We start from the raw sequence: 21694 nt of genomic DNA on the forward strand, positions 1-21694 counted from the left end.
GGGTGCTTGAAGCAGTCGCTTGCTAAATCGCACTACGAAAACGCATGACCTGCTTGCCATCAACAGGGTCATCAATCACATGGGTATACACCCCAAAGGTTTGTTGTAGCCTGCTGGTGGTGAGGACGTCTTCTGGGGGGCCGCTGTCGATCAGGTGGCCGCGATCCATCACGCCGATGCGGTCACACTCCATGGCTTGGTTAAGATCGTGAAGCGAGATAATCACCGTAATCGGCAACTGCCTAACCAGCTCAAGAATCGACAGTTGATGGCGGATATCCAGATGATTGGTGGGTTCATCCAGAAGCAGGATTTTTGGCTGCTGGGCCAACGCCCGGGCAATATGCACCCGTTGGCGCTCGCCGCCAGAGAGTGTGTGCCAAAGCCGGTCGGAAATATGCGCCATATCCACATCGAATAGCGCTTTAGCGACAATGGCGTCATCTTCGCTTGACCAAGGGCGTAAGGCGGTAAGGAAGGGCGTACGTCCCAGTGACACCACCTGGCCCACGGTAATGCGGTCGGTGGTGTCCGCCTGTTGCTCAACCAGGGCAATAGACTGGGCAATCGCCCGCTGCTTGAGAGTATGTAAGGGCTGGCTATCCATCAGCACACGGCCCGCTTTGGGTTTGTTCAACCCCGCCAACAGGCGCAGCAGGGAGGTCTTGCCCGAGCCGTTCGGCCCCACCAGGCCAAAGGTTTGGCCTGGCTCGACGGTGAGATTAACGTCAACAAGCAGTGGCGTGCCATGCACCGCCCAAGTGAGCTGTTCAGCCGATAAACGCATTAAGACCTCTTGCCACGAATAAGGATAAGCGCAAAGGCGGGCGCGCCGATCAGCGAGGTAATTACCCCGATCGGTAGCACTTGGCCGGGGATCAAAGTGCGCGACAGAATATCGGAGCCAATCAAAAAAACCGCGCCCGCAAGCGCTGTGGCGGGCACCAAACGCGTGTGTTGACTGCCTACGATAAAGCGCATCGCATGGGGAATCACCAAGCCCACAAAGCCAATCGCCCCCACAATAGACACCATCACTGCGGTCACCAGGGCCATGGCGATAATCAGCATGCCGCGTACCGGGCGCACCGCAATCCCCATGGAGGCGGCGCTGTCGGCACCGAAGGTAAAGGCATCCAGTGAACGCCGGTGCCATAGGCAAACCAGTAGCCCGAACAGTGCGGCAGGCACCGCCAAGGTCACATCGGCCCAGCGCACCCCGGAGAGATTGCCCATCAGCCAAAACATAATGCCCCGTGCCTGCTCGGCGCTTGCCGACTTGGTGATGATAAAAGCTGTCAGCGCATTGAACAGCTGCGAACCGGCAATGCCTGCCAGAATAATCGCCCCTGCAGCCTGAACGCCGCGCCCGCCGCCTACACCGCTATTGGCCGCATGGGCGAGCATCACTACGATGCCAAAGGCGAGGAGGGCGCCCACAAAAGCGCCCAGGGAAAGCGAAAGCGCTCCCGCGCCTAATCCGGCCACTGCTACGGCGACCGCGCCGGTAGAAGCCCCAGCAGATATGCCCATTAAGTAGGGGTCGGCCAAAGGGTTGCGAAGCAGCGCCTGAAGTACGACCCCCGCTAGCGCCAGGCTGGTGCCGCAGCAGGCGGCCACAACGGCACGACTAAGCCGGTAGTTCCAGATAATCCCTGCATCGATCCGGTCAACCGCGTAATCCGCACCCAGTAGCTGATTGGCGAGTACTTTGAGAATGGTATCAACGGGAATCGGCGTTTCGCCAATGGCGGTACCCGCGATCAGCGCCACCACGAGCACCAGCGGCGTGATCCATAGCCAACGCAGCCCAAAGCCCGACGTTGATAGCCGCGTTAACGCTATGTTCATTGGTCAAATGCCATCGTCGATAGCGCCTCGGCCAGTGTTTCAAGGCCATAAATAGTGCGCATAGTCGCGCTCATGGCATGGGCATCCATCTCCACAATGCGGTTGTTTTTAACCGCGCTCATTTCGCTAGTGACCGGGTCACTGCGCAGAAACTCACGCTTGGCTTCGATGTTGTCGGCAGGAAAGCGGCGGCGATCCATGTGGGCGATAACAAGTACATCGGGATCAGCTCTTGCGATGCTCTCCCAGCCCACCGTGGGCCACTCCTCATCGGACTCAATCACATTGTGAATGCCGAGTTTGTCCATCATATAGCCCGGCGCGCCCAACTGGCCTGCAACAAAGGGACTAACCCCTAGGTCTGTCGATGAAAACCAGAATGCCGCCGACAGGTCTTCCGGTAGATCAAGGCTGCTCGCCAGCTCAATAGCGCGCGCCTCGCGGTCGATAAGATCGGCTACAAGGGCCTCGCCAGCGTCTTGCACATCATAAATCTGGGCAAGCTCGGTAATGCCTTTATAGATTGAATCCGTTGAAAAGGCCGCCGTGCGGGTGCCATCGCCACCGGTAGAGTTATCCTTGGTGTCGCAGTCGGCGGGCATAATATAGGTGTTAATACCCAACTCATGAAACTGTTCACGGGTGGCGACGCTGCCGGTGGGGCCAACGTGCCACTCGTACTGCACGGCCACCAGGTCAGGCCGCTTATTGACCACGGCTTCAAAGCTTGGGTCGTCGTTGGCGATCCGCTCGATCGGTGTATTGGCTTCAGCAAACTGGGGTAGAACCGGATTGAACCACACTGAAGTGCCGTTCACTCTGTCAGCGAGCCCTAGTGAGTAAAGTATCTCTGTGGCTGATTGGCCCACCGTCACCGTTTGCTCCGGAGGCGACGCCACGCTGATCTCTACGCCGCAGTTGGTGAGCGTAAGCGGGTAGTCGGTGGAGGCGTAAGCCGCCTGGGTAAGGCCAACAGCGCTCGCGGCGATGGCCGTGGTCAATCTCAACATCATGTACACTCCCGTGCATGATGAGCTCAGCATTCGGACAGCAAATACTGACCGAGCCACTTTGCTCGATGTTAGTTATATGTCGGCAGTTCTCCTGACTGACGGGTCATGGCTAGCTCGCCTTCCCAGACAATGTGTCCAGTGGCATTTAAGAGCATCGCTCGCCGCCTACAGTTGCGGGGGCAGTTCCGTTTCGCGGCAAGCCGCGGCGGATTCTCTATTAAGTTCCGTGGGGAACACCGACATCGGCCATTCTAGGTGGCAGGTGAATAGCGAACAACAGAAAGCCTAAGGATCTTATGAGACCCCCCGCAATAAATGTAATGTTATAACATTGTATTTTTAGTGCGTGTAAAAATCCAGCAGCATTCTTAGCGTGAACTGACAAACGGCCTCGCAAAGTTAACGGCTTGCAACAGATTGGCCTCTCCGCCATGCCTTCCTCTATACTAAACACCTTTTATATTTCCACTTCTTTATGAATGGTTTTATTATCACTTGGCTAGTTACCATGAATCATATTCAAGTGCCACATTCCCTGGATCAGTTGGCTAATAGTGGTCGGTTAGTGGGCTTGGCAAGATCACGCGGTGGTTAGAGTTAGGCACAGGGCCACTAAATAAGGCCCGAAACATCGAAGATTTAGTCGCGATTCATTACTCACCAGGACTGGGAAAGAGTCCTTCGCTAATAAAGTGTTCGGTTTGGCTTCGGTATCGACTTGGATCACCTTCTACTACGTTCCCTTGCGCATTTTCAACAATGGGGGTGCTGAAGTCCTCGCTGCGATCAACGCCGCAATCACCGCATCTTGCACGCCACCATACTAGCGCTTCGCCTTGTCCAGAAAAGCCCACAATGAAGTAATGTCGATATTTTGGTTCAGGGTACTTCTGGTACCACTCATCAACGCGGTCGCTGAAGTCTTCTGGAAGCGGCAGGTCAATTTGATAAAAGGTTTGGGTTCTGTATGAAAACCAGCGGGCTTGTACCGAATCGGGAGCCGCCTTTGGCGAAGCCAATACCACTATTGCCCCTCCAGGTGGATTATGGCCAAAGCCGCCCCTGAGAATGCCTCCTGGAGCCCCCCAGCTATTGTCAAAGGTGAGCATTTCTACCCTGACAGGCCATCCTATGGGGCCTCCAGCGACTGAAATGCCAAAATTATATTTACTGGGTTCGCCGGAACACGCTGTGGTTAGGGTTAGGCACAGGGCTACTAGCAAGGCTCGAAGCATCGAAGATTTAGCTGCCATTAATCACCAGGTCTGGGAAAGAGTCCTTCGCTAATAAATTGTTCGGTTTGGCTCCGGTATCGACTAGGATCGCCTTCCACTACGTTCCCTTGCACATTTTCAACGATAGGGGTGCTGAAGTCCTCACTGCGATCAAAGCCACAGTCCATGCATCTTGCCCTCCACCAAACAAGTGCTTCACCTTGTCCGGAAAAGCCCGCAATGAAGTAATGCCCATATTTAGGTTCGGGGTACTTCTGGTACCACTCATCAACACGGTCGCTTAAGTCTTCTGGAAGCGACAGGTCAATTTGATAAAAGGTTTGGGTTCTGTATGAAAACCAGCGGGCTTGTACAGAGTCGGGAATCGCTTTTGGCGAAGGTAATACCACTAGTGCCCCTCCCGGAGGATTATGGTCAAAGCCCCCCTGAGATTGCCTGCGGGAGCACTCCAACTGTTGTCAAAGGTTAACGTTTCTACTCTAACCGGCCATCCCATGGGTCCGCCTGCCACTGAAATAACAAAATTATGTTTACGTGGTTCGCCGGAGCACGCAGTGGCTAAGGGTAGGCAAAGGGCTACTAGCAAGGCTCGAAACATCGAAGATTTAGCCGTCATTCATTACTCACCAGGCCTGGGAAAGAGCCCTTCGTTAATAAATTGTTCGGTTTGGCTTCGGTATTGGCTCGCGTCACCTCCCACTACGTTCGCTTGCGCTTTTTCAACGATGGGGGTGCTGAAATCCTCACTGCGATCTTGATCGCATTGCAAGCAGAATGCTTCCCACCATACAAGTGCTTCACCTTTCCCTGAAAAACCTACAATAAGCGTGTGTAGATAGTGAGGTTGTGGAAATTCCTCATACCACTCTTCAACACGATCACTAAAATCTTCTGGAAGCGAAAGATCAATTTGGTGAAAAGTTTTGGTTCTGTAAGAATACCAGCGGGCTTGTACCGAGTTGGGAGCTGGCTTTGGCGATAATATTACCATTGCTCCCCCAGGTGGGCTGTGGTCGAACCCTCCTCTAAGGATGCCTCCCGGAGCACTCCAGTTATTGTCAAATGTAAGTTCTTCAACTCTGACTGGCCAACCTGTGGGGCCGCCTGCCACTGAAATGCCAAAATCATATTCACGAGATTCGCCGGAACACGCGGTGGTCATGGTTAGGCACAGAACCATTAATAAGGCTCGAAATGTCGAAGGTTTAGTCACCATGACTCACCTGACCCCTTGGCTGTGCTGCACGCTGGGAATTGCTTAGAAAAAAGCGCCGTATCCGATTCGGCTCTGGCCTATGGGCAATAGACTCAAAACTGGTAATAGGCCCAACGCGGTAAGAAGTATGAATATAATCATAAAGATAATCACGTGCATTCATTAAGTCGCCACCAGTGGTCTGCCACTGATCAAGGGCATCTTGCAACGGGGCGGGTATGGGATAATCATCCATAGAGTCTAAAGGCACGCCCGCATTAACTGCGTAATCGTACATTTTATGCAAAGCGTAGTAAGACAGCTCCTTGCGGGTAGGGCGGCGCTCCACGGCGATAACATCGCTTCCTTCTACTCGTGGCTGAATATTTCGTGAGTCTGCGGCGTTAAGTTCCGTAATCTTCTGCTGGGCAGACTGAATTGTTCGAGGGTTAAGACCATGCCCCTGATACCGCCTTACCTCAAACCGTTCATAGTTATGAAAGTCCACTTCAGGGTTCTCATAACCCCCACCCACATCGGAATGAACCCCCGGCAAGGCTTCTTCTATAAAGTTGCCGGGCATGCCGTTACTCCCGCTTATCTTTGACAGCGGAAAGTTTGTGCGGATTTCATGAAAGGCGGTTAGGTGAACAACCTGCTCGGCGCTATGGGCTCCTATATTCAAGTTGAAATCAAAGTTCTGATCATTACCAGGAAAGTAAAAACTGCCCACCGTATCAAACAAGCCGACAAACCCGACGCTAGCGTTAACGCCTTGAGGAAAAGCAGCCACCTCCCTGTGCTCTATTCTCGGTTGCGGCCACCATTTAAGCTCAGGTACCACTATGCTCTCCGGCCAAGCATTGACCAGATTGACGAAGTGCCTAGCCAGTGCAGCACCGCGGCTGAATCCAAATACATCAACTATAACTGTATCGTAGGTCTCACTTAATAGTATTCTGCGCAATCTATTTAATACAGATTCAATACGAGCATGCCCACCCGTGGCCCCCAAACCTAATGCCAGCCCCCAACTATCTTCCGGCGCAACAAAGCCGTCATCGGTCTCTTCACCATCAACTGTGCCGGGGCCCTCAACATATATCCTTTGCTCGGTTCCTCCAGAGCCTAAGTCACGGTAAAAGTCGTACAATCGAGCCACATTGGTAATATCACGATTCGTAAGCCGTTGGTCGTTCTGCATATGGTTGCCCGTGCCGTCGAAGAACACCCCTAGCCGTAGGGTTCTGGGTGATTTTTCCTCATCATTTGTCGCTTGGGCCTGCGACGAGTCACCCGTCCCAGCCTGTCCTTCCTGCCCATTGTGCAGTGCGCTTGTACCCGGCTGTCGGGTAGTACGGAGAAGCACCGCTTGGTTGAGTTGAGTATTATAGTTGGCTGATTGGTGAGCGTTAGCACTGCTGGAATTAGCGTGCAATGCCGTCGCAACACCAACTCCAGCCCCTTGCAGAGAGCGAGAGGGCGTCGCTATCTGATCATCGCCGATGATCACGCTGCCACTGCCTATAGTGACGCCACCACAATCGACTGAACCGCCGGTGAGGGCGGCGGGCCTGCCGTTAATAAGTACGGTGGTTGAGCCACTGGCGATAGAGCGCGGGTGAGGAGGATGGTTCGGCTTGGCGTGGGGTTCCAGAGGGTCACCCACCCGTCCTACGGGTTTGCTGTCAACAAAAACATCCGGCGAGCCAGCGGTGACTGGTGAGGGCGGAAAGTTCTCGTGATCCGTGCCCATATCACCCACGACTACAATTTTCTTACTCACTCCCTGTCTCCCTTCTTTCCTTTAAGAGTGCATATCATCTTTACTAACGGTTAATTAGCATTAGCTTAATGGAGCGCGGCGCAATATGAAAGTGTACAGGCAAGTATAATGAGCCTTTAAACCAGTACGGCTCATGGCAGCGGAACAGATTGGCCTCCCCGCCATGCCTTCCTCTATACTGAACGCCTTTTCTGTTCCCACTTCTTTATGAATGGTTTTATTATCACTTGGGCAGTTAGCATGAATCATATTCAAGTCCCTTGCTCCCCTGATCAGTTGGCCAATATTGATCGGTTAGCGGGCTTGGCCAGCACGGGAGGTGCCGGTGAGTGAGTTTCCCTTTGCGGCGGTGGTTGGCCAAGAAGCGCTGAAAACCGCGCTGCTCCTTAACGCCATTAATCCGCGCATCGGCGGGGTGCTGATAAGCGGGCCAAGAGGCAGCGCTAAATCCACCTTAGCTCGGGCGCTGGCCGCCATTCTGCCCAGCGATGGAGAAGGGCAGCGTGCCCCTTTTGTTACTCTGCCTCTGGGCGCCAGCGAAGACAGGTTGGTGGGCAGTCTGGATCTGCAAAAGGTATTGGCCGATGGCGAAGCCACTTTTCATGCCGGGCTGCTGGCTAAAGCCCACGGCGGAGTGCTGTATGTAGATGAAGTCAATCTGCTGCCGGATACCCTGGTTGATTTGCTGCTGGACGTCGCCGCCAGCGGCACCAATATCGTTGAGCGCGACGGCATTAGCCACTCGCATCCGGCGCGCTTTAGCCTGATCGGCACCATGAACCCGGATGAAGGTGAACTGCGCCCTCAACTGCTTGACCGCTTCGGCCTCTGCCTTGAGCAGGCGGGCGCCATAAGCATTGACGAGCGCATTGCCATTGTGCAGCAACGGGAAGCCTTTGACCGCGACCCCGCTGGCACCCTCGAACGGGTTGAGCATGAACAAATTGCCCTGACCGAGCGTATTGCCAACGCGCAGCGCTTGCTCAAGGAGATCACCACCGGCCCCTGGGTATACCGCACCATTGCCACCCGCAGTGAAGCCGCCGGTGTTGAAGGCTTGCGCGCCGACGTTACCTGGCACCGCGCCGCCCAGGCCCATGCCGCCTGGCGGGGCGTGGGGAGCGTTGAACAGCAGGATATCGATACCGTTGAGCCCTGGGTGCTGGCGCATCGGCGTACCCAGCCGCCAGAGCAGAGCCCGCCGTCATCGCCGCCTAATCAAACGCCTCCGAAAGGCGAGGGCGGTTTACCGTCAGCTAATAACGCGCCCAGCGGCGGTTCGTCTCATCAGCACGGTGAACAGGGCCAGTGGGGCGCTATGCCTCCCATGGCTCAAGCGTCGATTAGCCAGCCAGCGGTGAACTTGCCCGATAGCGAAGATCTTTTTCAGCGGGCAAAGCACACCGATACCGCCGCTAGCGCGGGCAAAGGCGGTGCATTGGGCCAGGGGCGCTCCCAGCTGGCGACTTCACGGCTGGACGGGTTTGCGACCATTATCGCCAATCGCGGTCAGTGGCCCTGGCGGCAGTTAAAAATGCGCAAGGCCCGGGCGGGGCAGGCGACGGCGCATCTGGTGCTGCTGGATACCTCCGGCTCGACCCTGGGCCAGCGCCTGTTAGGTCAGGCGAAAGGGCTGGTTGAGTCGCTGGTGACTCAAGCCTACGCTGCGCGGGAGCAGGTAGCGGTGCTGGGGTTTGGTAATGGCGGAGTGGTACCGATACTCTCCCGCCGTCGTGCGCCCAAAAACGCTCGGGGGACTCTCGACAGTGCCAAAGGCGGCGGCGGAACACCCCTGCGGGAAGCGATAATCGAAGCCAAGCGGCTGATTCGTCAGTGGCAGCGCCGCGAGCCCGGCCTGCAGGTGCGCACCTACCTGATTACCGATGGCCGCACCCGCGAATCCGTTGACGACCTCGCCCCGCTGGGCGAGTGTGTGTTAATCGATACCGAACAGTCCAAGGTCAAACGCGGCCAGGGGGCGCGCATTGCCCAGCAGTTGGGCGCGCGCTACTGGCCGGCTGATTTTGGAAAGCCTTCTTTTATAAAGCCATTTTTGAACCCTATTTGACCGACTAACCGGGGAAGCCCCATGAGCGACGCTAGCCATCTAAACCGTATGCAGCGCAAGAAAGAGGTGGTCGATGAGCGGATCAGCCGCGCCACCGAAGAGCGCGGCGTATTGATTCTGCTCAAAGGCAACGGCAAGGGCAAAAGCAGCTCCGCCTTTGGCACCATGGCGCGCTCGTTGGGGCACGGCCAGCAGTGTGCGGTGATTCAGTTTATTAAAGGCCGTCGCGAAACCGGCGAGTACCTGTTCTTCCGCGATCATCCCAAACTGGATTGGCACATTATGGGCCACGGCTTTACCTGGGAAACCCAAGACCGGGAGCGGGATATCGAAGCCGCCCAGGCCGCCTGGCTAGTCGCCAAAGGGTTGCTGGAGAACCCCGCTTATCACCTGATCGTGTTGGATGAGATGAGCTATATGTTCAAGTACGGCTATCTCGACCCCGAACCTGTGGTAGAAGCGCTGAAGCGCCGCCCAGCCCATCAAAATGTGATTATTACCGGGCGCACCATGGCCACGCCGCTGCAGGAGATCGCCGATACTATCAGCGTTGTCCAGGATGAACGCCACGCGTTTCGCGGCGGCGTCAAAGCGCAGCTGGGGATCGAATACTGATGAACACACCAACCACGACTTGCCCCGCGCTTTTCCTGTCCGCCACCGCCTCGGGGCAGGGCAAAACCACCGTTACGGCGGGGCTGGCGCGGCTGCTGCGTAATCAGGGTAAGGTGGTGCGGGTATTTAAAACCGGCCCAGATTATCTAGACCCGCAAATACTCGCCCAGGCCTCCGGCCAGCCGGTGGATCAGCTGGATCTATGGATGGCCGGCGAAGCCTACTGCCGCCAGCGCTTTTATGAAGCCGCCTGTGAAGCGGACTTGATTTTAGTGGAAGGCGCCATGGGGCTGTTCGACGGTGAACCCTCCAGTGCCGATTTGGCGGCGCTGTTTGGCATTCCCCTGGCTATCGTCATGGATGTGAAAGGCATGGCTCAAACCGCCGCGGCGCTGGTTTCGGGGCTGGCCAGCTTTCGTGACGATATCCATATCGCCGGGCTGATTGCCAACGCCTGCGGCTCGGCGCGCCATCGTGAACTGATCGAAGACGCGCTGCCGCCATCGATTCCTTTACTGGCCGCCGTGCCCCGCGACCCCGCGCTGTCGCTTCCCGAGCGCCACCTGGGGTTGGTGCAGGCGGCAGAGATTCGTGAGGATCTGGAAACACGCTTTGAGGCGGGCGCCAAATCGCTGGAAGCGGCAGGGCTGCTGGAAGCGCTCTCAGCATTGCCACCGGTGACCTTTAGCGCGCCTCAACAGCAGCTCGCCGCCGTTCAGCCAGTGCTTAAAGGCCACACCATTGGCGTGGCCCGCGACGCCGCCTTTAGCTTTATCTATCAGGCCAATTTAGATCTGCTGGAGCAGATGGGCGCCACGCTGCGCTTCTTCTCGCCGCTAACGGATAGCCAACTGCCCGAGTGCGACGCCCTGTGGCTGCCGGGTGGCTACCCGGAGCTACACGCCCAAACCCTTGCCGACAATAGCGCCATGCGAACGGCCATTCAGGCGTTCTTTAACGCCGATAAACCTATCCTGGCCGAGTGCGGCGGCCTGCTGTACTGCCTGGAAAGCTTAACTGGCTACGATGATGTCACTCATACCCTGCTGGGCCTGCTGCCAGGGCAGGGTGCCATGCGCGGTCGCCGCGGTTGCCAGGGGATGCAAACCGCCGAGCTGCCGGAAGGGCCGGTGCGCGGCCATGCTCACCACCGCTCCATGGCGGAAGGCACGCCGGAACCGATTGCCCACGGCCGTCGCCAGCGTCACCCTGCACCGGGGGAGGCGATTTACCGACATAAGCGCCTAACGGCCACCTATTTACACCTATTTTTCCCCAACAACCCTGACGCCGTGGCGCGCTTGTTTTTATCAGCTCCGTTTTTATCAAGCCCTACGCCCGCCGAGCAGCAATTCGAGAGTGAGGAGTTCATCCATGCAACTCAATAAGATTCCAGCCACGGTCGTGACCGGTTTTCTGGGCAGCGGTAAAACCACGCTGCTAGCCAATATTCTGCGCCAGGTGACCGGCAAGCGGATCGCCGTGATCGTGAATGAGTTCGGCGAGCAGGATATCGACTCCAGCCTGCTGCGTAGCTGCGCGCTGGGTTGCGAGCCGGGCAGCGAAGGCGAACAGCTAGACGGTGAAGATGGCAGCATCTATGAGCTGGCCAACGGCTGTATCTGCTGCACGGTGGAGGAGGAGTTTCTGCCAGTGATGAAAAAGCTGGTCGCCCGTCGTAACGATATCGACCATATCCTCATCGAAACCAGCGGCCTGGCGCTGCCCAAGCCGCTGGTGCAGGCATTTAACTGGCCCGACGTGCGCCAGCACTGCACCGTGGATGCGATTATTACCGTGATCGATGGCCCCGCCGTGGCCGCCGGCCGCTATGCCAGCGATGTGGATAAAGTCGAAGCCCAGCGCCGAGCCGACGAAAGCCTTGACCACGACCCCAGCCTGCGCGAACTGCTCGACGATCAGCTTAGTGCGGCGGATCTGGTGCTGGTCAGCAAGGCGGATTTACTCAGCCCGGAAGAGCGCGCGCGTGTGGAAGCGGTGATTCAGGCGCGGGTAAGTGCCTCGGTGAAAACGCTGTTTATCGATCAAACCTTGACCGGCGATGCCGCCCAGCTCGAAGCGCTGATGGGCATTGGCGCGGCCAGCGAAGAGAACATTGATAGCATCACCAATCACCACGATAAGCACCACGCCGAAGGCGCTCACCACGACCACGCCCACGACAACTTTGATTCCTGCGTAATCACCCTGGGCGAAGTGGATGGTGATGCCTTGGCCAGCAAGCTGCAGCAGCTGCTGATAGAACACGAGATCTATCGTGCCAAGGGCTTTGCGGCGATCCCCGGCAAGCCGATGCGCCGGGTCATTCAGGCGGTGGGTGAGCGCCTGGAAGGTTACTTCGACCGGCTGTGGGCCCAGGACGAAACCCGCCAAACCCAGCTGGTGATTATTGGTAAAGACCTGGATATCCCGGCGCTGCGTGAAGCGCTGGCTGATATAGAGGTTCAAACGGCTTCTCAAACGGCTACCTAATGCACTTATTCGCCGCTAAGCCGGGGGGCTTTGTCGATGATGAAGGCATCATCGATCTACAGCAGAGCCCCGCCGAGGTCGTGATCATGTCCGCCGCCGACAGCAATCTTTCGGCGTTGGCTCAGGCGGTTGATCGCCTGGGTGAGGCGTACCACTCGGTACGGCTGGCCAACTGGATGAATCTGGTTAAGCCCGCCGCCTACGATCTTTACGAAGATCGGGTGCTGGAAAAAGCCCAGCTGGTGATTGTCTCGCTGCTGGGCGGCAAGGCCTACTGGCCCTATGGCCATGAGCGCCTGCTCGCCTGGGCAGCGGCCAAACCCGGGCGCCAACTGATTCTGGTGCCGGGCTGCGACGCCCCGGATGATGCCCTGCTGGAAGACTCCACCATTGCCTTTGATGGCGCCTACCGGGTGTGGCGCTATCTACGCGAGGGCGGTACTGATAACGCCGAGCAGCTGCTGCGCTTTGTCGCCAGCCAATATATGGCCAGTGAGAGCATAAATAGTCAGTTCGGCGACTGGCAGGAGCCCAAGGTCATTCCGCCAGCGGTGATTTATGCGCCGCAAGAGCAGCAGGCGTCAAGCCTCAGCGAGTGGCGTGATCGGCAGGTGCCAGGTCGTCCAGTGTGCCTGTTGCTGTTTTATCGCAGCCACCTGCAGGGGGCCAATACCGCCGTGCCTGACGGTATGATCGCAGCGCTTAAAGATCAGGGGCTGGAGCCGTTGGCGGTGGCGGTGGCGTCCTTAAAAGAGGTGCCCTGCATTGATTTTATTAATCATCTGATTGAGCAGACCGGCGCCATGCTGGTGATTAATACCACCAGCTTTGCGGTCAATCGTAATGCCGATGGCTTGGATGCCCTGGGCGATACGCTTTTAGACAGCCTGTTTGTCGGGCGGCCTGTGGTGCTCCAGGCGATCCTTGCCAGCAGCACCACAGAAGATTGGCAGGGCATGGCCGCCGGGCTGCATAGCCGCGATGTGGCCATGCAGGTGGTGCTGCCGGAAATGGATGGGCGCATTATCACCCGGGCGGTGGGATTTAAAGCCGAAGCCCACTACAACCAGCGCTGCCAATTGGCGGTCACCCACCACGTGGTGCTCCCGGAACGGGCCGCCTTTGTGGCCGAGCTTGCGCGGCGCATCTGTTCCCTGCGGCTTACCCCCAATAGCCAAAAGCGCATCGCGCTGATCATGGCCAATTATCCCAATCGCGATGGCCGGATCGGCAACGGGGTAGGGCTGGATACGCCTGCCTCTACGCTGCAAATTTTAAACGCACTAAAAGAGGCCGGTTATCCCCTCAGCGAGCTGCCGGAAAATGGCGATGAGTTAATTCGCCTGCTCCAAGGCGCGGTAACCAACGACCACGCCAGCCTTGATCAGCGCGCCTGCTGGCAGAGCATCAGCGTTGACGACTACCTGGCCTGGTTTAACACTCTGCCCGCTGAACTGCAGAACATTGTGTGGACACGCTGGGGCGCCCCTCAGGATGACCCCAAATGCCGTCAAGGGCGGCTAATGATCGCGGGAATCCGCTTAGGCGACACCTTTGTGGGAATCCAGCCTGAACGTGATTTTATCGACGATCCCACCCAGTCCTACCACGATATGCAGTTAGCGCCGCCCCATAGCTACTTGGCGTTTTACTTTTGGCTGCGGGAGCACTATCAGGTCGATGCGGTTATCCATGTGGGCAAGCACGGCAACTTAGAGTGGCTGCCGGGTAAAAGTACTGCGCTAAGCGCCGACTGCTGGCCGGATATCGCCCTGGGGCCGCTGCCGCACTTTTATCCGTTTATCGTTAATGACCCCGGCGAGGGTGCCCAGGCGAAGCGGCGCAGTCAGGCGGTGATTATCGACCATCTGATGCCGCCTCTGGCGCGAGCTGAACTCTACGGCGCCATGGCCGAGCTTGAAGCGCTTACCGACGAGTACTACCAAGCGCTGGATATGGATCCCCGCCGGGAAGCGCTGATCCGCGGGCAGATTTTGGCCCACCTGCGGGACACCGGGATTGACCAGGAACTCGCTCACGCCAGCGATGACGCTGAACTTCTCAACGAGCTGGATACCTTTCTTTGCGATATCAAAGAGTCCCAGATTCGCCATGGCCTGCACGTGCTCGGTACGCTGCCGCCGGAAGAGAAGCGGGCGGGCACCCTGGTGGCGCTACTGCGGCTGCCCAGGGGCGAAGCAGTGGCCCAGCGCGGCCTGCTGCACAATTTAGCCTGCGACCTGGGGCTGGCTGATCAACATGATGGCAAGTCTTTTGACCCGCTGGCCGCTGCCAATGAGCCCTGGCAGGGGCCTAAGCCCGCCATCTTGATCGAACAACTCGACACCCCCTGGCGCACCGGCGCGGATACCCGTGAGCGGCTGGAAATGCTCGCCGAACGCTGGGTAAGCGACTACGTATTAGCCCCATTAACCCCAGGCTGCCTGGATGAGCTGGCCCTGGATTACCCCGATACGGCGGAGCAGTTGCGCTACGCCCGCGAGCACTTATGGGTCGCCATGCAGCGCGGTGTTAAGATGGAGCTTCAGTCGCTGCTGGATGGCCTTGAGGGCATTTTTGTACCCGCCGGGCCCAGCGGCGCACCCAGCCGGGGGCGGTTGGATACGCTGCCCACTGGGCGCAATTTTTTCAGCGTCGATAACCGCTCGATTCCATCGCCCGCCGCCTGGACACTGGGCGAAAAATCCGCCCAGGCGTTTGTCGAACGCTACCTGCAGGATAACGGCGACTACCCACGGCGGTTGGGCCTATCGATTTGGGGCACCGCCACCATGCGCACCGGCGGTGATGATATCGCTCAGGCCTTTGCGCTGATGGGCGTGCGCCCTAAATGGTCGTTAGGCTCCCAGCGGGTAACGGACTTCGAGGTCATTCCCTCGATGCTGCTCAATCGCCCACGGGTGGACGTCACGCTGCGGGTCTCCGGGTTTTTCCGCGATGCGTTTCCCAATGTGATTCGCCTGTTCGACGCCGCTGTGCAGGCGGTGGCTGCCTATGAGGAACCGGGCAACAGCAATACCATCCGCGAGGCGGTGTTAGCCCGCCAGCAAACGCTGGAAGCCCAGGGGCTAAGCCCGGAAATGGCCGCCCAGGAAGCGAGCTACCGTATCTTTGGCAGCAAGCCCGGCGAGTATGGCGCGGGCCTCAACCGGCTGATTGAAAACCGTTCCTGGGACAGCGCCGACGACTTAGCCGAAGCCTATCTCGATGCCGGAGCCTATGCCTACGGGCAGTTTAAAGAGTCGGGTACCGCCGCACGGGGTGCCTTTGAACAGCAGCTCCAAGGCCTGGATGCGGTGATGCAAAACCAGGATAACCGCGAGCACGATATTCTCGACTCCAACAGCTACTACGCCTTTCAGGGCGGGATGGCCAACGCCAGCCGAGCGCTAAGCGGTCAGGCGCCGGTGATCTACCACGCCGACCACGCCAATCCCACCGCGCCCAAGATTCGCACCTTGAAGGAAGAGCTGGCCCGGGTGATCCGCTCGCGGGTGTTAAACCCCAAGTGGATCAACGCCATGCGCGAACACGGCTATAAGGGCGCTTTTGAAATGGCCGCCACGGTGGACTACCTGTTTGCCTACGACGCCACCACCGACCTGGTAGCCGATTACCAGTACGCCCAGGTCAGCGAAGCCCTGGTGCTCGACCCGGCCAATCAGCAGTTCCTTCGCGAGCACAACCCGGCCGCGCTAGAAGAGATGGCCGAACGGCTGCTTGAAGCCGCCCAGCGGGGCATGTGGCAAGCCCCTGGCGAACACGGCGATGCGCTAAAAGACCTGCTGCTCGAAATGGATGAAGCCAAAGAGACCGGCGGTTATGTTGCCCAGCCCGCGCATTAAAGGCTGGTGCCCCGGCGCATGGCGACCCATGGCCACCGGCGATGGCCTGTTGGTGCGGGTGAGACCGCCCATGGGAGAGCTATCGCAGGCTCAACTGCTGGCGCTATGCGAAGCTGCCGAGACCTTCGGCAGTGGTTTGATCGAACTCACCAGCCGCGCTAATTTCCAGCTACGCGGCGTGAGCGACACCAGTTGGCCGCCGTTAATGGACTTTCTGGTTGAGCATCAGCTGGTCAGCGCCGACCCGGAAGCAGAACGCCAGCCGCAGCTGATGCTGGCCCCGCACTGGCAAGCAGGGGATGACTCGCCTACCATTGCCAACCTGTTGCAAACGCGGGGCAGCGAATTAGCCGTTATGCCTGGCAAGGTAGGTATCGCTATCGATGCGGGAAAAGCACCAGTGCTCAGCGACAGCGCTGCCGACTTCCGCGTTGAACGCTCGCTAGAAGGCGGCCTGCTGGTGCGTTGCGATGGCTATGCGCTAGGCACGGCAGTTAGCGATGCGGAAGCCGCCGTCGAGCAGTTAATACGGCTAACCCACTGGTTTGTGGAAAGCGGCGGCTGGGACACCGGACGTATGCGTCGCCATACAGCGCCATTGCCGGAGTGGGCACCTGCTGATACGGCCCCAGCAGCCTCCGGCGCCAAGCTGGCGCTGGGCAGCCATCCCGCGGGCCAGGTGGTGGGTCTACCTTTTGGGCGCGCCACCGCCTCAACCCTGCGTGAACTGCTGCGTGAGCTGGTAGCGCCCACCAGCGTCACCGCCGTTCAGGTCACGCCCTGGCGGCGCTTGCTGGTTAAACAGAAACGAGTGCAGGGCGATACTGCGCCAGCGGTGGATGGCTTAATCCGGCATAATAGCGACCCGCGGCTATCAGTAGATGCCTGCCCCGGCGCGCCTTATTGCGAGCAGGCGAGTGTCGCCACTCAGCCGCTCGCGGAGCGGTTAAGCGGCCTGAAGAACAGCAGCGTCCATATATCCGGCTGCGCCAAAGGCTGTGCCCGCCAACAGCCTGCGGCATTATGCCTAGTCGGTCGCGATGGGCGCTTTGACGTGATTATCAATGGCCGCGCCGATAGCGCTCCGAAGGCCACTGGCCTGAGTGAATCTGAAGTCATAAGTTATTTGGAGAATTTGGGTGCCCTATAAGTACGAAACAAGCGGCCCGGCGATTTACCGGCAGTCATTTGCCATTATCCGCAGCGAGGCCGAGCTTGCCAGCTTTTCAGCGGAGGAAGAGACGGTCGCAGTGCGTATGATTCACGCCGCCGGGCTGGTTGAGCTGGCCGCGCATATTCACTTTCAAAATGACGTGGTCAATAAAGCCCGTGCCGCGCTAGAGCAGGGCGCCCCGATTCTTTGCGATGCACGAATGGTCTCGGAAGGCATTACCCGCAAACGGCTGCCAGCGGATAACCAAGTCATCTGCACCCTTAACGATGAGCGCACCCCCACGCTCGCCCAGGAAATGGCCAATACCCGCTCGGCGGCGGCGCTGGAACTGTGGCGCCCACACCTCGAAGGCGCCGTGGTCGCGATTGGCAACGCGCCCACCGCGCTTTTCCATCTGCTCAATATGCTCGAAGACCCGGCTTGCCCACGCCCCGCAGCGATTATCGGCTGCCCGGTAGGCTTTGTGGGCGCAGCGGAATCCAAGGAAGCGCTGCTGGCTAACACGGAACTCCCCAGCTGTATCGTGCGCGGCCGCCTGGGTGGCAGTGCAGTGACGGTAGCGGCCATTAACGCCATGGCGGATCGTATCGAATGACCCAAGGGACGATTTATGGGGTTGGCTTAGGGCCAGGCTGCCAGGACTTAATGAGCGTGCGCGCCGACCGCTTGATTCGCGGCGCCAGCCACGTGGCCTATTTTCGTAAGAAGGGGCGCTGCGGCCATGCCCGCACCATCGTGGAGGGCTTGATTGCACCAGATGCAACCGAGTTACCCATGGAATACCCGGTCACCACGGAAATCCCTTTCGACGACCCCCGCTACAATGAACTGTTGTCAGCCTTTTACGAGCGCAGCGTGGCCCAACTGGTCGAGATGGCCGAGGCCGGTTGCGATGTGGTGGTGCTGTGCGAAGGCGACCCGTTTTTCTACGGCTCCTTTATGCACCTCTACACGCGGCTACTGAACCGGGTGCCGGTCTCGGTGGTGCCGGGTATCACCGGCATGTCGGCGGCGTGGACGGCCACCGGCCAGCCGATTACCTGGGGCGATGACATCATGACCGTGCTGATGGCCACGCTACCGGAAGAAGCGTTGGCGGAGCGTATCGCCCACACCGACGCGCTGGTAGTGATGAAGATTGGCCGCAACCTGGCCAAACTGCGCCGGGCGCTGGTACACGCTGGCCGTGAAGAGCAAGCTTGGCTAATCGAGTACGCCGCCATGACCCAGCAGCGCGTATTGCCACTTAGCGATGTGGGCGAGAGCGTGCCGTACTTCTCGATTGTGCTGATCCACGGCAACGGGCGGCGCCCATGAGCGGCTGGCTGAAAATCGTCGGCCTGGGGCCGGGCTCAGAAGCGATGATTACCCCGGAAGTCACGGCCGCGCTGCAGGATGCCACCGATGTGGTGGGCTACGTGCCCTACGTCAATCGGGTCGCGCCTAGAGCTGGGTTAATTCGCCACGGTTCGGATAATCGCGAAGAGATTCGCCGGGCAGAACACGCGCTACAGTTGGCGCTTGAAGGCCACAGAGTAGTAGTGGTGTCTTCTGGCGACCCCGGCGTCTTTGCCATGGCGGCGGCGGTGTTTGAAGCTTTGGAAGCCGGTGATGCCCAGTGGCGCTCGCTGGATATCCAGGTGCTGCCGGGCATCTCCGCCATGCTGGCCGCCAGCGCAAGCGTCGGTGCACCGCTAGGGCATGACTTCTGCTGCATCAATTTATCCGACAACCTCAAGCCCTGGGCGCTGATTGAAAAACGCCTGCGCCTAGCCGCCGAGGCCGACTTCGCCATGGCATTTTACAATCCCCGCTCCAAAGCGCGCCCAGAGGGCTTTGCGCGCACCTTGGAGGTACTACGGGAAGCCTGTGGGCCGGATCGGCTGATCATCTTCGCCCGCGCGGTTTCCACCCCGGAGGAGTCGATTCGCGTCACTACGCTAGGCGAGGCAACGCCGGAAATGGCCGATATGCGCACGCTGGTAATCGTGGGTTCCCAGCAGACGCGGTTAATCGAGCGGGATGGCGCGCCGCTGGTGTATACGCCGCGTTCTGCTGATTAAGCGTCGTGATGATTAATAGTAGCCGCCAAGCCAGCTCATCACGTCTTCGATACTATGAGCTTCAAGGCGCGATGGTTGCTGAGGTCGCTCGATCATCACCACGGGCAGGCCGAGCCCACGGGCAGCAATGAGTTTGGAAGCTGCGCCTTCGCCGCCGGAATTTTTACATACGATGCGCTCAATACACTGGGTTTCCAGCAGGGCCAGCTCACCCTCCAGGGTAAACGGGCCTCTATCGATCACGGCGGTATAATCAGCAAGCGAAGGCGGGCGGGTAGGCTGATCAACCAGGCGAAGAACGTAATGGTGCTGGGGCTGGGCGGCAAAGGCAGCCAGGTGCATGCGGCCAATGGCAAGCAGCACCCGCTGGGGCGGATAAGCCAAGGCGCTAACCGCCTCATCGATACTTGCCACGCTCTGCCACTGATCGCCATCGACAGGTCGCCAGGCCGGCCGGGTTAGGGCAATGGTTTTAACCCCGCACTGGGCTGCAGCGGTAACGACGTTAGCGCTCATCTGCGCAGCAAAAGGGTGGGTGGCATCGACAATATGGGTAATGCGCTCCTGGGCTAAAAAAGCCACAAGCCCACTCACGCCGCCAAAACCGCCAATGCGGGTCGGCAGTGGCTGAGGTTTTGGCGAGTTCACCCGCCCGGCGTAGCTGAAAATAGCGGGAAGGCCACGCTGCGCGATAGCGTCGGCCAGGGCGCTGGCTTCAGAGGTTCCCCCAAGAATTAGGATTTTGATCATGGCAGAGGTTAACAACGCTCCCTGGTTGACGCTATTAGGCTGGGGAGAGAGTGGCATAGCGGGGCTAAACCCGGCAAGCCGTGAGGCGCTGGAAAATGCCCAGGTGGTATTTGGTGCGCGCCGCCACTTACGCCTGCTGCCACCGCTAAGCGCTGACCTGCATGAATGGCCGGTACCCTTTGCCGACGGCATTCCCATGCTGCTAGATCAGCGCGGCCGCCGGGTCGTTATGCTGGTTTCCGGCGACCCCTTCTGGTTTGGGGCGGGCACTTCAATATCACGCCACCTGACAGCAGACGAGTGGCTGGCGCTGCCATCGCCCTCCACCTTTAGCCTGGCGGCTTCCCGCTTGGGCTGGCCACTGGAGCGCTGCACCTGCCTGGGCCTGCATGCCAAACCGCTAACGCGCATTCGTCCCTATCTGCATTCCGGTAGGCGTTTATTGGTGCTGGTGAGAGACGGCGAGGCAGTGGCCGAGTTAGCAGCGCTGGTGAACAGCTTCGGTTTTGGCGACTCCCAGCTAACGCTGCTGGAATCCCTAGGCGGTGCCAACGAGAGCATTCGCCACTGTCGTATTGATGCCGCCTTACCCAATGATATTGCCCACCCGGTCGCGGTAGCGCTGGACGTCGCAGGCGCTGGCCCCGCCTTGCCGCTTACCCCCGGCCTGCCGGATAGCTTTTTTGAGCATGACGGCCAAATTACCAAGCAGGCCGTTCGGGCGATCACGCTATCCGCGTTAGCCCCCATGCCCGGTGAGCGGCTATGGGATATCGGCACCGGGTCTGGCTCCATCGCCATTGAGTGGCTGCTCGCCCATGGGGATAATCAGGCCATCGGCTTTGAGCGCCACCCTGAACGGGCAGCCAGGGCGCGAGCCAACGCAGCGAACCTGGGCGTTGACTGGCTGGAGGTCAAAGAGGGCAACGCGGTTGAAATGCTCAACGAAGTACCGCTACCGGATGCGGTGTTTATCGGCGGCGGGTTATCGCAAGCGCTGTTAGACGCGCTATGGCAGCGCCTACCCAAAGGCGTGCGCATCGTCGCCAATGCGGTCACCCTGGAATCCGAAGCGCTGCTGGCCTACTGGCATCAGCAGGCAGGCGGCGAGCTGCTGCGCCTTGAACTGGCTAACGCCGCCCCCATCGGCACTCGTCGGGGCTGGAAAGCCAGCTACCCGATTGTTCAGTGGCGGGGCGTTAGATGAAGGGGCAGAAGCTAAAAGTAGCGGGGTTTGGCTTTCGCAGTGAAGCGCCGTCGGCGTCTCTTGCTCAAGCGCTGGATCAACTGATCGAGCAGTATGGCGCCATCGACCAACTGGCGGCGGCACACTCCATGCTGCCGTTGGTTAAGCAACTGGGCCGACTGCGCAGCCTTGAAGTTATCGCCGTGGCGGATGCCGAGCTTTCTTCTATTGCAACGCTCACCCAATCGGCACACAGCATGCGGGAGCGTGGTACGGGCAGCGTGGCCGAAGCCGTGGCGCTACTGGCGGCAGGCCCAGGGGCAACGCTGCTTGGCCCACGGCTAATATCAGCGGATCGCCAAGCCACCGCCGCGCTGGCAGAAGGCGCTGACTAAAGGA

General features: G+C 58.8%; 19 protein-coding genes and 1 riboswitch. Of the genes, 11 read left to right on the forward strand and 8 right to left on the reverse strand.

The window, feature by feature from the left end; genetic code table 11:
• Nucleotides 1-22: 22 nt before the first annotated feature.
• The 7 genes from J7J49_RS17715 to J7J49_RS17745 form a co-directional block, all read right to left on the reverse strand.
• Nucleotides 23-787, reverse strand: a complete 765-nt coding sequence (locus J7J49_RS17715) for an ABC transporter ATP-binding protein (protein WP_215094509.1) — start codon at nt 785-787, stop codon at nt 23-25.
• Complete coding sequence (locus J7J49_RS17720) at nt 787-1851, reverse strand: FecCD family ABC transporter permease (protein WP_215094511.1); 1065 nt, start codon at nt 1849-1851, stop codon at nt 787-789. The genes J7J49_RS17715 and J7J49_RS17720 overlap by 1 nt, the downstream gene beginning before the upstream one ends.
• A complete protein-coding gene (locus tag J7J49_RS17725; protein WP_215094513.1) occupies nt 1848-2864 on the reverse strand; it encodes an ABC transporter substrate-binding protein in 1017 nt (338 codons plus the stop codon). The genes J7J49_RS17720 and J7J49_RS17725 overlap by 4 nt, the downstream gene beginning before the upstream one ends.
• Before the next feature lie 64 nt (nt 2865-2928).
• Nucleotides 2929-3120, reverse strand: a riboswitch (cobalamin riboswitch).
• Nucleotides 3121-3517: 397 nt separating this feature from the next.
• Entirely contained in the window at nt 3518-4117 is a 600-nt protein-coding gene (locus J7J49_RS22865) for a DUF2931 family protein (protein WP_215094515.1), read from the reverse strand.
• On the reverse strand, nt 4117-4488 hold the full coding sequence (locus J7J49_RS17735; RefSeq protein WP_353048393.1) for a DUF2931 family protein: 372 nt from the start codon (nt 4486-4488) through the stop codon (nt 4117-4119). The genes J7J49_RS22865 and J7J49_RS17735 overlap by 1 nt, the downstream gene beginning before the upstream one ends.
• 230 nt (nt 4489-4718) lie before the next feature.
• Nucleotides 4719-5315, reverse strand: a complete 597-nt coding sequence (locus J7J49_RS17740; protein WP_215094517.1) for a DUF2931 family protein — start codon at nt 5313-5315, stop codon at nt 4719-4721.
• Nucleotides 5305-7080: a type VI secretion system PAAR protein gene (locus J7J49_RS17745; RefSeq protein WP_353048394.1), complete on the reverse strand. Its 1776-nt coding sequence runs from the start codon at nt 7078-7080 to the stop codon at nt 5305-5307. Before J7J49_RS17745 ends, J7J49_RS17740 begins: the two co-directional genes overlap by 11 nt.
• A 325-nt stretch (nt 7081-7405) precedes the next feature.
• On the opposite strand from J7J49_RS17745, the gene J7J49_RS17755 reads away from it, so the two are divergent.
• Genes J7J49_RS17755 through cobJ form a run of 9 tightly spaced genes read left to right on the forward strand, consistent with a single transcriptional unit; the run spans nt 7406 to nt 19359 of the window.
• Entirely contained in the window at nt 7406-9148 is a 1743-nt protein-coding gene (locus tag J7J49_RS17755) for an ATP-binding protein (RefSeq protein WP_215094519.1), read from the forward strand.
• A gap of 21 nt (nt 9149-9169) precedes the next feature.
• Entirely contained in the window at nt 9170-9763 is a 594-nt protein-coding gene (gene cobO, locus J7J49_RS17760; RefSeq protein WP_215094520.1) for a cob(I)yrinic acid a,c-diamide adenosyltransferase, read from the forward strand.
• Nucleotides 9763-11151, forward strand: coding sequence for a cobyrinic acid a,c-diamide synthase CobB (locus tag J7J49_RS17765; RefSeq protein WP_215094521.1), 1389 nt, complete (start codon nt 9763-9765; stop codon nt 11149-11151). Before cobO ends, J7J49_RS17765 begins: the two co-directional genes overlap by 1 nt.
• Nucleotides 11138-12256 carry a cobalamin biosynthesis protein CobW gene (gene cobW, locus J7J49_RS17770; RefSeq protein ID WP_215094522.1) on the forward strand — a complete coding sequence of 373 codons (1119 nt, stop codon included), beginning with the start codon at nt 11138-11140 and terminating at the stop codon, nt 12254-12256. Before J7J49_RS17765 ends, cobW begins: the two co-directional genes overlap by 14 nt.
• Nucleotides 12256-16122, forward strand: coding sequence for a cobaltochelatase subunit CobN (gene cobN, locus J7J49_RS17775; RefSeq protein WP_215094523.1), 3867 nt, complete (start codon nt 12256-12258; stop codon nt 16120-16122). The genes cobW and cobN overlap by 1 nt, the downstream gene beginning before the upstream one ends.
• Complete coding sequence (locus tag J7J49_RS17780) at nt 16100-17272, forward strand: ferredoxin-like domain-containing protein (protein ID WP_215094524.1); 1173 nt, start codon at nt 16100-16102, stop codon at nt 17270-17272. Before cobN ends, J7J49_RS17780 begins: the two co-directional genes overlap by 23 nt.
• Nucleotides 17262-17891: a precorrin-8X methylmutase gene (locus tag J7J49_RS17785; RefSeq protein ID WP_215094525.1), complete on the forward strand. Its 630-nt coding sequence runs from the start codon at nt 17262-17264 to the stop codon at nt 17889-17891. Before J7J49_RS17780 ends, J7J49_RS17785 begins: the two co-directional genes overlap by 11 nt.
• Nucleotides 17888-18613 carry a precorrin-2 C(20)-methyltransferase gene (locus J7J49_RS17790; RefSeq protein WP_215094526.1) on the forward strand — a complete coding sequence of 242 codons (726 nt, stop codon included), beginning with the start codon at nt 17888-17890 and terminating at the stop codon, nt 18611-18613. Before J7J49_RS17785 ends, J7J49_RS17790 begins: the two co-directional genes overlap by 4 nt.
• The gene (cobJ, locus tag J7J49_RS17795; RefSeq protein ID WP_215094529.1) at nt 18610-19359 is read left to right on the forward strand and encodes a precorrin-3B C(17)-methyltransferase; all 750 of its coding nucleotides are present in this window, start codon (nt 18610-18612) and stop codon (nt 19357-19359) included. Before J7J49_RS17790 ends, cobJ begins: the two co-directional genes overlap by 4 nt.
• Before the next feature lie 12 nt (nt 19360-19371).
• Here the strand turns inward: cobJ and J7J49_RS17800 are convergent, their stop codons facing one another.
• Nucleotides 19372-20109, reverse strand: a complete 738-nt coding sequence (locus J7J49_RS17800; RefSeq protein ID WP_215094531.1) for a cobalt-precorrin-6A reductase — start codon at nt 20107-20109, stop codon at nt 19372-19374.
• Here J7J49_RS17800 and cbiE point away from each other — a divergent pair.
• Nucleotides 20108-21316, forward strand: a complete 1209-nt coding sequence (cbiE, locus tag J7J49_RS17805) for a precorrin-6y C5,15-methyltransferase (decarboxylating) subunit CbiE (RefSeq protein WP_215094533.1) — start codon at nt 20108-20110, stop codon at nt 21314-21316. The genes J7J49_RS17800 and cbiE overlap by 2 nt on opposite strands.
• Complete coding sequence (locus tag J7J49_RS17810; protein WP_215094535.1) at nt 21313-21690, forward strand: cobalamin biosynthesis protein; 378 nt, start codon at nt 21313-21315, stop codon at nt 21688-21690. The genes cbiE and J7J49_RS17810 overlap by 4 nt, the downstream gene beginning before the upstream one ends.
• Nucleotides 21691-21694: the final 4 nt, after the last annotated feature.

It is taken from the genome of Halomonas sp. ISL-56 (genome assembly GCF_018612805.1).
Taxonomy (GTDB): domain Bacteria; phylum Pseudomonadota; class Gammaproteobacteria; order Pseudomonadales; family Halomonadaceae; genus Vreelandella.